Below are 13,428 nucleotides of genomic sequence, written 5' to 3'. Positions count from 1 at the left end.
CCTGACGTGGCGCCGTCGGTAAACGTTGCGTTCTGGCCGGCGTCGAACGGTATCGACGGCTCCGCGAGTCGATCGGTTCGGCTCGGCATCGAGATCGATCGGACGACCGTGTCGAGACCGATCAGACGACGGTGGCGCTGAAGCGTCGATTACGATTCGAAACCGAAGACCGTCCCGCGTATCGCCGGGTCGGCCGTATCCACCACCTGCTTCGAGTCGGAACGACCGCCAACGGCCCGATCCATGAATACGGGGTTACTTCGTACCCCTCCCGCTCAAATTCGTCCTTTCTTCGGGAAGGGGGTGAAACAGTCTGTGCGTTTTAGCCCGATACCTGGGTTTGATGGGCCCGTATGGTCTCACGACTACAGGCAATCGGTGTCGTACTCATCGCGCTAACCGTCGCTCTGTCCGGACCGGGAATGGCGACGGCGGCCGCGGGCGGTGAAGACACCGGAGAGATGAGCGCGACGCTCGAAAACGTACAGGTGGGCGAACTATCCTTCGACGACGTCACGGTCGAGAACGTGACGATCGAGGAACTCAACGTCGATGAACTCCACGTCGAAGACCGCGAAGAACTCGAGGAGGAACTCGATGACGACGCGGACGACGAAGACGACGTAGATACGGACGAGAACGACGTCGACGACGAAGATGCCGCCGATGACGACAACGGCGCCGACGACGCCGAAGAGAACGACGTGATCGAAGACGTCACGATCTCCGACATCGAGATCGAATCGCTCGAACTCGAGGACGTCTCCATCGGAGACTTCGAAGAGGGCGAGATCGACGAGATGGACGACGAAGAGATGGATGACGACGAGATGGATGACGAAGACGCCGTCGACGACGAAGAGAACGGCGTCGACGATGACGAGATGGACGACGAGGAAATGGATGACGACGAGATGGATGACGAAGACACCGTCCTCGACGAGGATGCATCCGAACTCGACGTCCAGGATCTGACGATCGAAGAGATGAACGTCGACCAGATGATGCTAGAGGACCTCGAAGTCGGTGAGGACGACGGCATCGTCGACCGAATCAGCGACTGGTTCGGTGGACTGTTCGACGACGATGACGACGACAACGACGAGGCGGATGACGAAGACGCCGCCGACGACGAGGACAACGGCGTCGATGACGACGAAGAGATGGACGATGACGAAATGGATGACGAAGCAGTCGATGACGACAACGGCGTCGACGACGAGGACAACGACGTTCAGGAACTCGACCACCTGACCATCGAACAGTTCGACATCGAGGACGTGACCGTCGAGTCCTTCACGATCGACACGCTGCAGGACCACGAAGAGGAGGACGAAGAGGCTGACGACGAAGAAGTCGATGACGAAGAGATGGACGATGACGAAATGGATGACGAAGCTGGCGTCGACGATGAGGACAACGGCGTCGATGATGACGAGATGGACGACGAGGAAACGGATGACGACGAGATGGATGATGATGACGCCGTCGACGACGAAGAGAACGACGTGGGCGAAACGGAGACCATCGAGATGGCCAGTGCCACGTCGATGGTGATCTCTGACGGGAGTGCAGACACCGTCACGCTCGACGCAGACCAGCTCGAACAGGAACTAGAGGACGATGAGGTCGACGACGAAACGGATGACGAAGAGATGGACGATGACGAAATGGATGACGACGAGATGGACGATGACGACGAGATGGACGATGACGACGAAGCTGACGACGCCGCACCGTCGATCGGCGCGCTGATCTAAGCGTTCGATCGGCACGACGTGACGCTTCGGTTATTTTTCGACCCGCGCTCGCCGCACGAGCGACGTGTCCGTTATTCGTCTTCGGTGCCGAGAGCTCTCACTCGCCGACGTCGGAAGATTCTGCGAGCCGATAGTACGCGATGGCCAGCACCGGCCTGGCATCGCTGAGTTCGCCAGAGAGCGCGGCGCGTTCGAGCGATTCGAGCGAGCGCTCTTCGACGCGAATCGTCTCGTCGGCGTCTAAGTCCTGCTCGGCCGTCGGTCGACACCCCCTCGCGACGAAGAAGTGCGTGACGCTGTCGGCGAGACCGTTCGCGGGCTCGACCGTACAGAGCGATTCGATCCGCTCGGCTTCGTATCCCGTCTCCTCCGTGAGTTCCCGGCGAGCGGATGCCTCCAGGTCGGTATCGTCGGGTTCGACGCCGCCGACGGGAATGCCCAGGTTCACGCGACCGACAGCCTGGCGCCACTCCTCGATCGCGACGACCGATCCGTCGGGGGTGAGCGGAAGGATCGCCACGCTCTCGGGTTCGGAGAGGTAGTCGAAGTCGGTCTCCGTTCCGTCGGGCAGCCGGACGTCCTCGGTAATCACATCGAATCCGGGACAGGAGTACGCTACCGTCCGATCGCGCGTCTCCCAGGCGAGGGAATCGTCGGTCATACGCGCCGATACGGGCGGCGAGCGAAAAAGGGTCCGGCTGCGACGCTCGGACGAGCGGTTGACAGGCGCTCGAAATTAAACCCCCCAAAGTCGGGTATTACGGCCCGTACCAGGCCGTTTCGGGCACCCATACGCGATGTTTGGACGTACTAGTTCGTCGTACATATCGCATAACAAAGACACTAGTTCGTGAACCATCGATTTCTGAGTCACATGGATCAGCTCACCGGCTTTCAACGCGACCTGCTGTACGTCATCACCGGCATGGACCGGCCGTCCGGTCAGGAGATACTCGACGTGATAAACGACTACGTCGACCAGCCCGTAACCCACGGGCGGCTCTACCCAAACCTCGACGCCCTGGTCGAACAGGGCCTCGTCGAGAAGGGCCAGCTCGACCGACGGACGAACTACTACGCGCTGACGCCGAGTGGCAAACGCGCGCTCGAAAACCGTCAGGAGTGGGTCGAGCGGTACGTCGAACCGTAGCGCTCGGCCGTCGCACTTACTCTAGTGGACTGCGGATCGATGGCTGATCAGACAGTGACAACTCGAGCCACTGGTTGTCGATACGGAACGATTCCGAAAGCCAGCGAGACACCGTTCGCGAGACGCACGGTAATGCGAGGCCCAGACCAACCGATGCGCTCGGAAGCGATACTATCGCACGCACGGTGGCTCTCCGAAATCGTTTTCAACCGGACCCGCGCAGAGTCGGTATGCCGACGGAATCGGACACCGATTACGATCCCTCGCTGGGAAGGAAGTTCATTTTCGTCACCGGCGGCGTTATGTCGGGACTCGGGAAGGGCATCACGGCCGCGAGCACCGGCCGACTGCTCGAAAACGCCGGGTTCGACGTGACCGCGGTGAAGATCGATCCCTACCTGAACGTCGACGCGGGGACGATGAATCCCTTCCAGCACGGGGAAGTGTACGTACTCAAAGACGGTGGCGAGGTCGACCTCGACCTGGGGAACTACGAGCGGTTTCTCGGGATCGACATGACCTCGGACCACAACGTGACGACGGGCAAGACCTACCAGCACGTCATCGAGAAGGAGCGGGCCGGCGACTACCTGGGCAAGACGGTCCAGATCATCCCGCACATCACGGACGACATCAAGCGACGCATTCGCGAGGCGGCCGACGGGAGCGACGTCTGCATCGTCGAGGTCGGCGGCACGGTCGGCGACATCGAGGGAATGCCCTACCTCGAAGCGCTGCGCCAGTTCGCCCACGAAGAATCCGAAGAGAGCGTCCTGTTCATCCACGTCACGCTCGTCCCGTACTCGAAGAACGGCGAGCAGAAGACGAAACCGACCCAGCACTCCGTCAAGGAGGTTCGCTCGATCGGTCTCCACCCGGACGTCATCGTCGGACGGAGTCCGAACAAACTCGATCCGGCGACGAAAGAGAAGATCGCACTCTTCTGTGACATCCCGACCGAGGCGGTCTTCTCGAACCCGGACGTCGAGGACATCTACCACGTCCCGCTCGTCGTCGAGGAGGAGGGGCTGGATCAGTACGTACTCGAACGACTCGGCCTCGCGGCGGAAGCGCTTCCGCAGGGCGAACGCGCCAGCGAGTGGCGCGAGATCGTCACGACCGAGAAGTCCGGAACCGTCGAAGTGGCCCTCGTCGGCAAGTACGACCTCGAAGACGCCTACATGTCGATTCACGAGTCGTTAAAACACGCCGGATTCGAACTCGGCGTCGACGTCGAGACTCGCTGGGTCGACGCCGACGAGATGGCCGACCACCACGTCGAACGGTTAAACGGCGCGGACGGGATCATCGTCCCCGGCGGCTTCGGGATGCGCGGCACCGAAGGAAAGATCGAGGCGGTCCAGTACGCTCGCGAGAACGACGTCCCCTTCCTCGGGCTCTGTCTGGGCTTCCAGATGGCCGTCGTCGAGTACGCCCGCAACGTCCTGGGCTACGACGAGGCCCACTCCGCCGAGATGGAAGCCGACACGCCACACCCGGTCATCGACATCCTCCCGGAGCAGTACGAGGTCGAGAACATGGGCGGGACGATGCGCCTAGGCGAGCACACGACCGTCATCGAACCGGAGACGCTGGCGTACGACCTCTACGGCGATACGTCCTGTACGGAGCGCCACCGCCACCGGTACGAGGTCAACCCCGAGTACTTCGACGACTTCGACGACGAACCGATGGTCTTCTCCGGCACAGCGGGTAACCGAATGGAGATCCTCGAACTCGAGGGCCACCCGTTCTTCCTCGGCACCCAGTTCCACCCCGAGTACAGCTCCCGGCCGGACGACCCGAGCCCGCCGTTCGTCGGGTTCGTCGAGGCCGTCGTCGACGGCGCCGACGACAGCCAGTCTGCCGACGACCGTGAATCGGTCCGCGACACGGAGGTGAGCGCCTGATGGTCGACGTCGAGACCTTCGTCCCGCAGGCGATAGACGAGATCGCAGACGAAATCGGCGACGCCAATGCCGTCATCGGCCTCTCCGGCGGGGTCGACTCGTCCGTCTCGGCCGCTCTCGCCTACGAGGCGATCGGTGAACAACTGACGCCTGTCTACGTAGACACCGGCCTGATGCGAAAGGGCGAGACCGACCAGATTCGCGAAACGTTCGCTTACATGGACTCGTTGCAGATCGTCGACGCAAAGGAGCGGTTTCTCGACGCGCTCGCCGGCGTAACCGATCCCGAGGAAAAGCGAGCCGTCATCGGCGAAGAGTTCATCCGCGAGTTCGAACGCGAGGCGAAAGACGCAGACGCCGACTATCTGGTGCAAGGGACGATCTACCCCGATCGGATCGAGTCCGAAGGCGGAATCAAGTCACACCACAACGTTGGCGGCCTCCCGGACGTCGTCGACTTCGACGGCATCGTCGAACCGGTTCGCGACCTCTACAAGGACGAAGTTCGCGAGGTGGCTCGTCACCTCGGTCTGGAGGAGATCGTCGCCGAGCGGATGCCGTTTCCCGGCCCCGGCCTCGCCGTCCGCGTCATCGGCGAGGTGACCGACGAGAAACTCGAGGTGGCCCGCGAGGCCTGTCACGTCGTCGAGGACGAACTCGAAGAGTACGAGCCCTGGCAAGCGCTCGCCGCCGTGATCGGCAAGGCGACGGGCGTCAAAGGCGACAACCGGGTCCACGGCTGGGTCGTCTCGGTCCGCTCGGTCGACTCTCGGGACGGCATGACCGCCCGGGCACAGGAACTCGACTGGGAGACCCTCCAGCGGATCCAGTCGCGCATCACCGGTCAGAACGAGAACGTCGCGCGCGTCGTCTACGACGTGACGCACAAGCCACCGGCGACGATCGAGTACGAATGACGAATCCAGCAGACACCACGGACCGAACGGACGACGAGCCGCGGGCGTCGAGCAACGAACCGGCGTCGACCGCGATCGTCGCCGGTCCGGACGACGGCCAGATCGCCGGCGCGCTGGAAGCCGAAGGAGTCGCGGTTACGCGACTGGACGAACCGCCGACGCGGCCGGCGCTCGAGACGGCCGGCATCACGGACGTCGATCTCTACGTCTTTACCGAGTACGCGGACGCGACGTCGGTTCCGATCGCCAGAGATCTCACGACGCGGCTGCGGATCGTCGCCTACGCGAGCGGTTCGGTTCCGGAGTTCGTTCGCGGCCAGCTCGACCTGGCGATCGATCCGCAGGCGATGGGCCCGACGATCGTCGCCGAAGAGCTGGCTGGAACGGCCTGAGTATCGACCCCACGATCGGCGTTTTGCTCGAAGTCAATTTGACAGTAATTCGAACAGATCAGCGAACGAGTAGTAAGTAATAATTAATGGCCACATCCACCAGATAAGGCGTATGATCGGGCCGAAAAGGGGTGAAGTAGGCCCGGCCTGCCGACCGTTCAACCGAAGTAAAATCGGCGCAATTCGGATTGATCGACCGGTAACTGTTCTGGACGGTCGTGGCGGTTGAAGTCCATCACTCACCATCGACTTGATGGAGGACACGGGGCAGCACGACGTCAACGGTCGAAGCCCGTGACTTCCAGCATCCCACCACAGCACCCGTCAGGTGTGCCACATCGCGTACGGCCGGGCCTAGCACCTCCCGGCGGTACGTTTTTGCTGAGAACGAACGATCAGCGTAGCGGCTGACAAGGTAGTACGTAGACTCGACCGGGTAGTACGTAGACCGACTAAGTACCGCACAGGTCGATCGAGTAGGGCATAGTTCGATCGTGTAGCGGATAGATCGGCCCAGCAGCGGTCGCGTTCGTCGACGAGTACACGCGTTCGTCCGATCGGTTGCGTGTCGACTACGAGTTCGACGGGCTATCGTCACCGCTCCGTGACGCCTGTATCGCCGCGAGAACGGGAATTGCTTCGATTCGCTCCGCAGAGAGGAGCGACCAGTCGATCCCGCTCGGTTGATCGAACCCGTCGGTCGAAATCGTTCGATCGGCCGTGACGACGTGGTCGAGACGCACGTCGTGTTCGTCGGCGTCGACCGACGGAACGATCTGGCGTTCGTGGACCGACGTGACGACGGACGTCGTCTCGTCGACGCGGTCGAACTCGGAGAGGACCGCCCACTCGATGTCGCTGTAGCCCTCTCCCTTACCGATGCGTCCGCCGTCTTCGGAGACGGCGACGCTGCCCGCGACGATCAGGTCGATCGGCGGGAGTGCGTCCGGCGTCCGGGCAACCCCGTGCGTCGAGATACCGGAGACGGTGGTGGCAGCGTCGTAATCGTCGATTTCTGCCGGATCGAGTTCGAGAAAACACCGCTCGTCACGGAGGCGGGGAACGGCCACGTAGAGTCGTTTTCCGTCGCGTAAGGCACGCCTACGGACGGGGAGTTGCGGGGCGTCCGGATTCGCCTTGATCGTCTCTGCGTCTCGCCAGGCGGCGGTTGAGGCGAGTCGGTCGGCCGCCTCACTCGCACCCGCGTAGTTCGGAATTCTCCCGTGGGGCGGAAACGGAAAGCGGGCGACGCCCGACGCTTCGAGGTCGTCCCAGACGCGTTCGCGGAGGTCCTGTTTCGACGTCACACTCCCCGACGGGACCGGGACGGACATAGGCGTCCCGATCGAGCGGCGATGTATCAACCGTTATGGGTTCGGTGACCAAGGGACGCACATGGACGCAGTCACGTTCACCGAACACGGCGATCGCGACGTGATCGAGTACGGCGAGCACCAGGATCCCGACGTGGGCGACGACGAGGTGCTCGTCGACGTCAAAGCCGGAGCCCTGAACCACCTCGACGTCTGGGTCCGCCGGGGCCTGCCGACGCTCGACCTCGAACTTCCCCACGTTCCCGGGAGCGACGGGGCCGGCGTCGTCGAAGCGGTCGGCGACGACGTCACGCGATTCGAGGTCGGCGATCGGGTGGCACTCTCGGCGGGCGTCAGCTGCGGCCAGTGTGAGTTCTGTCGGGACGGCGACCCGACCCGCTGTGTGCGCTACCACGTCATCGGCGAGCACGTCCCCGGAATTCACGCCGAGTACGCCGCGATCGCCGAGGACAACCTGATTCCGGTTCCCGACGGCGTCGACTGGGCGGTCGCCGGGTCGTCGTGTCTCGTCTTCCAGACGGCCTGGCGGATGCTCGTCGACCGAGCCGACCTGCGCCCGACCGAGTCCGTGCTCGTCCTCGGCGCGAGCGGCGGCGTCGGGCACGCGGCCGTCCAGATCGCCGACTACGTCGGCGCCGAGGTGTACGCGACCGGATCGACCGAGGCGAAACTCGACGCCGCCCGCGAGTACGGCGCCGACCACGTCTGCAACTACGAGACCGAAAACTTCGCGGAGTGGATTCGCGCGGAGACCGGAAAGCGCGGCGTCGACGTCGTCGTCGATCACGTCGGAGCCGCTACCTGGCGCGACTCGATCAAGAGCCTCGCGAAGGGCGGACGACTCGTCACCTGCGGCGGTACGACGGGGCCGAATCCGGAGACCGACATCCCGCGCATCTTCTGGAACCAGCTCAAGATAATCGGTTCGACGATGGCGACGCCGGGACAGGTCGACGACGTGATGAGCCTCGTCTGGGACGGCACCTTCGAACCGGCGATCAGGGAGGTGCTCCCGATGAGCGAGAGCGCACGAGCACACCAACTGCTCGAAGAGCGCGAGGGCTTCGGAAAGGTCGTCGTCGTTCCCGACAGCGAGTTCTGACGGTCGTCACGCTGTCCCTGACGGTCGAAACGGCACACACATAGGCTCCGAACGACAACCGGCAGCCGTGAGCGATGACAGGTACGTCCACGATCCGGACGCCTACGACGAGGATGGAGAGCGGATCGACGAAGACGGCGCGCTGATCGACGGCGACGAAACGACCGATTCCGATCGAGCCGACGCCGACCTGATGGGCACGCACCCGACGGCCGTCGACCGAACGTTCGGCCGACGCGGCTGGATTCTCGTCGGCGTCATCATCGTCGCGTTCGTCTTCGCTCCGCTCACCATCTACCTCCTCCCGCCCGGCGGGGAGAGTTACCTCTTCGCGCTCGTGTTACTCCCGCTGCTCCCGGCGATTCTGCTCGCCGTCACGGCGGTGTGGGCGACGACGCGTCCGTAAGTGGACGTAACCAACGAATTCCTAGTAGTCGGATAATTAATCACCAGAGAGTGAAACCCAAATCAGGTCGTGGAACCGATGGATGACGAGGCGGAATTCGTTAAATTGAGATGGTGATCGGATTACGGGTCCGGATTGGTACCTATCTGTTAGAGTCGGTCCTTTGGAGCCATGATATTTCTTATATTTAAATGGTATGATATTATTGGCTGAGAACGGTGTAATACACGCCAGACCGCCATCTTGATTTTTCAAACGGCTTCACTAGCGTCGAGTGATCGGAGAGATCAACCTTCTCAAGGTTGATCTCGGCCAGTATTTGTGGCGTTTCACTCAGCAGATTGAGCGCTTCGCCGTAGGGTTTCTCCAGGTAAATCCGGGGATAGTAGTGCAAAACGACCGCGAGGTCGGCGAATCCGCCGCCACTCTACGGGGCGGCGACTTCGCCACGGCCACCAACAATTTTTTGCCAACGTCACGACTGTCCCGGTGAAGCGAGAGATTTGGACATGGACACCTTATGACCTCCACCACTACTCCATAATTCTAATAATATAAATATACAAAATTATATATGTGTTATTAGAGATGTATAGAAGCGCCCCAAGAAATGGATATTCACCATATTGGTTTTGATTGGAGTGTTTGTAAAACAGTTGTACGTCTTTCGGCGATTTGTCTATGTGTTTCCCACTATATTTGTAACCCGCACAAACAGATGCATTAGAGAATACTATGATTAGTATCAAAGAAGGTTTTATCACCTAGCATGACAACTACAAGATATGGAGGGTAAAAATTTCCAGCAGTCTCCCAGTAGACGAGCCGTACTTAACTCGGTCGCTTCGAGCGGAGTTGCTATTGGAATCATTGGAATGGTTACCGCCTCCGAAACAAACTCACAACAATTTATCCGCGAAGAATCTTCCACTGAATGCGGTCAATGGGAATACAACGACCCTTTCTGTCCGACGAAGATGGAATTTAGAGAAGATTCTGAAGTCAACACCGTTGACGCGTGCTGGGATGAAGGGAACTGTCAATATGATGGGTGGTACACGAGAGAATGTTGTTACGAATCTCCACTCGTCGATATGGATAGTATGACAAGGAGTGAGTTCTTGGCCGGGAATCGATACGAAGTCAACGTAGGAACACTGCTCGCGTGGAATTATGGCTGGTATCCGATAGAAGGGCAATCACCGCACTGGGCGGTTGATTTCATAATCCATAGTGGGGTATCGATGGTTCATGAAGATACTGGTGATCCGGGGACGTGGCTAACGGAGTATAGCACTACTGCGTCCATCGGACCGGAGCCAGCAGACCTATATACCTACACCAATATCTATGACGAAGAAGACTGGGTTGGCGCTACTGAGGATCTGACGCAATATCAGAACTACGACGTATCCAATGTCGCTGGTAGAACAGCGGAATACATTCTTGGTTGGGTGCCGTTTTTAGGTGCTGGAGTGGATACTGGTGAATATCTCGGCAGTATGCATAATATGCTTACAAATGATCCTGGTCATGGCACGTCTATTAATTTTAATTATGACCTTAATATCGGTGGTGAGTTCTCAACTTGGGCACGTGTCAGTTTGCAACAGATGGATCCAGGGCAAACGGTAACAGTTAATGTCACAGAAGGAGGACTCGAAGGTAATTGGGGGACGAACACCTCGTTAACTGTGCAGGCACCGAACAACAATCCAGAGGACTACATTTCAATGACGGAATCTCAACTGAACAACAAAGGATTACAGCGGGTTGAGTTTGGTGAAATCCGAAAGAACCCTTCGAAATACCCCATAGCACCACAAGATCACCACTCGGACGACACAGCAACATATATTAGAATATAGTTTTTTGATATTTACATGACATACACAAGCATCTCACCAACCCAACCCGTAAAAACACCGCTCGGGATCAAATTGCTTTGCATACTCTTCATCATAGGTGGTGGGTGGATCCTATATAACGCAGTTCTTCTCCTTCTCGCCGGCGAAGGGAACAATATTGTGCTTGGAGTGGGATATCTGGTGTTTTGTTTGATCATATTCGGTATAGTATACGGACTTTGGTTGCTACAAACATGGGCTTGGGCGTTGGGAATGTTGGCTCTAATACTGGATATGTCGCTCAGACTGTTAGAGGCAAATGCATATGGAGTGTTTACTAGTATGGTTCTGCTGGTATACCTCGCCAGCAAATATGCACACTTTGAGACTGGGGTGCCCCGGTTGATTCGCTCCAGACTTGGTCGGTTATAAATCTATAAAAGCTGTTTTCGTCCGTTGGAATGGCGGTGATCAAATAGGATTTTGAAGGAGTGAGGCGGTAGCGGTTTCGAGTATAATAGCAGGAACCGACCACTTTGCTGGTAGTATCGGCCAGTTGACCTGGATTTTGTGGAGCGCGAAGCAACTCCACAACTGATTATTACTCGGCATTCAACGTAATCTGACTGGTCTCAGGCTCGCAAACACGGTCTCGATTCTCGACGTATTCAGCATTCACCGGGCTCTATCGACGGTTCAAACTGGTTCACAAGGTAGAATGACACCGACAATTAGGGCTATATCAGGATCACGTCGCGGTCAACGAAACGGTGATCCAACTCAACGGTGAACGATACTGGCTGTACGCTGCGGTCGATACGCATTAAAAATGAATTGTTGTATACAACGCTCGTACCGACCAGAAACAAGGTGATTGTGAGTACATTCTTCGCAGACCTTCGAGAAAAATACGACGTCGATGAGAGATTCAGCCTCATCGACGGTGATTATTCGCTTCAATACGCCTGTCAACGTCACAAACTCTCGTTCACATACGAAAGACACGGTGAACGAAATAGCGTCGAACGAGTCTTTCGAGAAATCAAACGATGTACGTATTTGTTTTTCAACTAATTCAGTCATGCATAACTAGAAACGGTCGACCAGTAGTTAGGATCGCTAGCATTTGCATGGAATCAGCGGATCTGAACACGACCGTTCTTAAACAGGCTACAACAATGGGCCTTGTTTAGATGTCCGAGATCACTACGGAGGAGTCGTCACTAGTAAGTCCTAGGGTCCTAGTCAACGCTGCCACTTGTCGAAAGTACTAGGAAGTGAAGCGGGACGGTTCGGTTGTGCAAACGAAGATCACCCGCTTCACCGAACAAGTCGTTTCGCTCGCCCAAAAAGCCGTCGCTGGACAGCCGGAGCTGGCGTTTCAACCAGGTAAGGGCGGCTACGCCGACTGGGTAATTGTGACGATCCACGGCCTCAAAACCTACCTCGATTTGCCGTATCGACGGCTGCTCGACGTATTCTCAGAAATGCCGCGAATTGGTCGAATTATAGACCAAGAACCCGCTGAATTGCCCGATATTACGACTGTCTGTGCGCGCATGCAGCCGCTGAAAATGCCGATCTGGCGCGATTTCCCCTGACTATCGGCGCAATTGCATGACACCGGCGAAATTCAGGCAATCGACGCAACCGGGATGGATCGCGTCGCGGCGAGCCAGCAATTCGCCAAACGAACGAATTACACGTTCAGAGCAGTGAAAACGACGGCGTTGATCGGCTGCGAGACCGGTGTGATTCTCGACATTCATTGCTCGATGAAACAACCGCACGACTCTCAAATTGCGTGGCAACTGCTCACGCGGAACCTAGTGAAATTGACGATACTGACTGCCGACAAAGGCTACGACTGGGAACTACTTCGTCATAAATTGCGGTCTGAGGGTGTTACGCCGGTGATCAAGCACCGCGAATTCGGCTGGCACGGCGTCGCAAACAATGTCTTGCTCGATGATACAACGTACCATCAACGACCGAATATCGAAGCGACGTTTTTCGCGCTCCGACGAAAATACGGCGAGATCGTCCGAGCTCGAACCTGGTTCGGGCAGTTTCGTGAGCTCGTGCTGAAATGTGCCGTCAGAAACGTCGAACTAGCGCTCGACCGCTCAAACCAATGAATTCAGGCGCCTAAACAAGGCCCATCAAAGTAGTTCGACTAGAGGATTCTCAACTCATGCCCAGCAGAGTCGTACAATTTTCGAACCCCTAGCGAACGCGACCTAGTCGGCGTACTCGGCCAACCGTTCGATGACGGCCGTCCCGGCCTGTTCGTCCGACGGCGGCGTCTCCGGGTGACTGACGTACGTTGCCAGCGCAGATTGCAGTTCCGTCACTTGACGCGCGGTGAGCGTCGGCTCGCCGTCTTCGATCCGGTCGAAACAGTCGACGAGCCACTCCGGCGGCTGGTCGCCGTCGATGAACGCCTCGTCGGCCAGTGTGACGAGGCGGTGGTGGACGACCCACAGCTGTTCTCTGGTGAAGTCGACGTCGTACGTCTGTGATTCCGTCGGCGCTGAACTCATTTGGATCGGAGCCGTTGTCGGCTCACGGGCGTCGATACGGAGGTGGCGTTCATAAACCTTGTTGCTT

At 58.4% G+C, this 13,428-nt stretch carries 11 protein-coding genes and 3 pseudogenes; 10 read left to right on the top strand and 4 right to left on the bottom strand.

Annotated elements, in window-relative coordinates:
• Positions 1-353 precede the first annotated feature (353 nt).
• Positions 354-1,760 carry a hypothetical protein gene (locus NKH31_RS11960; RefSeq protein ID WP_254862026.1) on the top strand — a complete coding sequence of 469 codons (1,407 nt, stop codon included), beginning with the start codon at positions 354-356 and terminating at the stop codon, positions 1,758-1,760.
• 97 nt (positions 1,761-1,857) lie between these two features.
• Here NKH31_RS11960 and NKH31_RS11955 read toward each other — a convergent pair whose 3' ends face one another.
• A complete protein-coding gene (locus tag NKH31_RS11955; protein WP_254862025.1) occupies positions 1,858-2,421 on the bottom strand; it encodes an NUDIX hydrolase in 564 nt (187 codons plus the stop codon).
• 213 nt (positions 2,422-2,634) lie between these two features.
• Here NKH31_RS11955 and NKH31_RS11950 point away from each other — a divergent pair, with 213 nt between their 5' ends.
• The 4 genes from NKH31_RS11950 (at position 2,635) to NKH31_RS11935 (ending at position 6,129) form a co-directional block, all read left to right on the top strand.
• Positions 2,635-2,910: a PadR family transcriptional regulator gene (locus NKH31_RS11950; protein ID WP_254862024.1), complete on the top strand. Its 276-nt coding sequence runs from the start codon at positions 2,635-2,637 to the stop codon at positions 2,908-2,910.
• Between the two features lie 230 nt (positions 2,911-3,140).
• On the top strand, positions 3,141-4,820 hold the full coding sequence (gene pyrG / locus NKH31_RS11945) for a glutamine hydrolyzing CTP synthase (RefSeq protein ID WP_254862023.1): 1,680 nt from the start codon (positions 3,141-3,143) through the stop codon (positions 4,818-4,820).
• On the top strand, positions 4,820-5,737 hold the full coding sequence (gene guaA, locus NKH31_RS11940; RefSeq protein ID WP_254862022.1) for a glutamine-hydrolyzing GMP synthase: 918 nt from the start codon (positions 4,820-4,822) through the stop codon (positions 5,735-5,737). The genes pyrG and guaA overlap by 1 nt, the downstream gene beginning before the upstream one ends.
• Positions 5,734-6,129: a DUF7126 family protein gene (locus NKH31_RS11935; RefSeq protein ID WP_254862021.1), complete on the top strand. Its 396-nt coding sequence runs from the start codon at positions 5,734-5,736 to the stop codon at positions 6,127-6,129. The genes guaA and NKH31_RS11935 overlap by 4 nt, the downstream gene beginning before the upstream one ends.
• Before the next feature lie 572 nt (positions 6,130-6,701).
• Here the strand turns inward: NKH31_RS11935 and NKH31_RS11930 are convergent.
• Positions 6,702-7,436: a 5-formyltetrahydrofolate cyclo-ligase gene (locus NKH31_RS11930; RefSeq protein ID WP_254862020.1), complete on the bottom strand. Its 735-nt coding sequence runs from the start codon at positions 7,434-7,436 to the stop codon at positions 6,702-6,704.
• 88 nt (positions 7,437-7,524) lie between these two features.
• Between NKH31_RS11930 and NKH31_RS11925 the strand changes: the two genes are divergently transcribed.
• Together NKH31_RS11925 and NKH31_RS11920 are read left to right on the top strand one after the other, a co-directional pair.
• Positions 7,525-8,565, top strand: a complete 1,041-nt coding sequence (locus NKH31_RS11925; protein ID WP_254862019.1) for a zinc-binding dehydrogenase — start codon at positions 7,525-7,527, stop codon at positions 8,563-8,565.
• A 67-nt stretch (positions 8,566-8,632) separates the two neighbouring features.
• Positions 8,633-8,971: a DUF7977 family protein gene (locus NKH31_RS11920; protein WP_254862018.1), complete on the top strand. Its 339-nt coding sequence runs from the start codon at positions 8,633-8,635 to the stop codon at positions 8,969-8,971.
• Positions 8,972-9,186: 215 nt separating this feature from the next.
• Here the strand turns inward: NKH31_RS11920 and NKH31_RS11915 are convergent.
• Positions 9,187-9,474 (bottom strand): annotated as a pseudogene (locus NKH31_RS11915) (IS5/IS1182 family transposase); the annotation flags it as partial.
• Positions 9,475-9,756: 282 nt separating this feature from the next.
• On the opposite strand from NKH31_RS11915, the gene NKH31_RS11910 reads away from it, so the two are divergent.
• The 3 genes and pseudogenes from NKH31_RS11910 (at position 9,757) to NKH31_RS11900 (ending at position 12,956) form a co-directional block, all read left to right on the top strand.
• Positions 9,757-10,839: a hypothetical protein gene (locus NKH31_RS11910; RefSeq protein WP_254862017.1), complete on the top strand. Its 1,083-nt coding sequence runs from the start codon at positions 9,757-9,759 to the stop codon at positions 10,837-10,839.
• A gap of 540 nt (positions 10,840-11,379) precedes the next feature.
• A pseudogene (locus tag NKH31_RS11905) lies at positions 11,380-11,907 on the top strand (DDE-type integrase/transposase/recombinase).
• Positions 11,908-12,116: 209 nt separating this feature from the next.
• Positions 12,117-12,956, top strand: a pseudogene (locus NKH31_RS11900) (IS5 family transposase).
• A 102-nt stretch (positions 12,957-13,058) separates the two neighbouring features.
• Here the strand turns inward: NKH31_RS11900 and NKH31_RS11895 are convergent.
• The gene (locus tag NKH31_RS11895) at positions 13,059-13,361 is read right to left on the bottom strand and encodes a DUF7853 family protein (protein WP_254862016.1); all 303 of its coding nucleotides are present in this window, start codon (positions 13,359-13,361) and stop codon (positions 13,059-13,061) included.
• Between the last annotated feature and the right edge of the window lie 67 nt (positions 13,362-13,428).

It is taken from the genome of Halovivax gelatinilyticus (assembly GCF_024300625.1).
Classification (GTDB): Archaea; Halobacteriota; Halobacteria; order Halobacteriales; family Natrialbaceae; genus Halovivax; species Halovivax gelatinilyticus.
Note: the sequence above shows the minus strand (reverse complement) of the source record. Positions and strands in the feature narration are given on the sequence as shown.

What these genes read in the sequence shown, in the direction of transcription:
- NKH31_RS11960 (WP_254862026.1), top strand. Translation starts at nt 354, where the DNA reads ATGGTCTCACGACTACAGGCAATCGGTGTCGTACTCATCGCGCTAACC.
- NKH31_RS11955 (WP_254862025.1), bottom strand. Translation starts at nt 2,421, where the DNA reads ATGACCGACGATTCCCTCGCCTGGGAGACGCGCGATCGGACGGTAGCG.
- NKH31_RS11950 (WP_254862024.1), top strand. Translation starts at nt 2,635, where the DNA reads ATGGATCAGCTCACCGGCTTTCAACGCGACCTGCTGTACGTCATCACC.
- pyrG (WP_254862023.1), top strand. Translation starts at nt 3,141, where the DNA reads ATGCCGACGGAATCGGACACCGATTACGATCCCTCGCTGGGAAGGAAG.
- guaA (WP_254862022.1), top strand. Translation starts at nt 4,820, where the DNA reads ATGGTCGACGTCGAGACCTTCGTCCCGCAGGCGATAGACGAGATCGCA.
- NKH31_RS11935 (WP_254862021.1), top strand. Translation starts at nt 5,734, where the DNA reads ATGACGAATCCAGCAGACACCACGGACCGAACGGACGACGAGCCGCGG.
- NKH31_RS11925 (WP_254862019.1), top strand. Translation starts at nt 7,525, where the DNA reads ATGGACGCAGTCACGTTCACCGAACACGGCGATCGCGACGTGATCGAG.
- NKH31_RS11910 (WP_254862017.1), top strand. Translation starts at nt 9,757, where the DNA reads ATGGAGGGTAAAAATTTCCAGCAGTCTCCCAGTAGACGAGCCGTACTT.
- NKH31_RS11895 (WP_254862016.1), bottom strand. Translation starts at nt 13,361, where the DNA reads ATGAGTTCAGCGCCGACGGAATCACAGACGTACGACGTCGACTTCACC.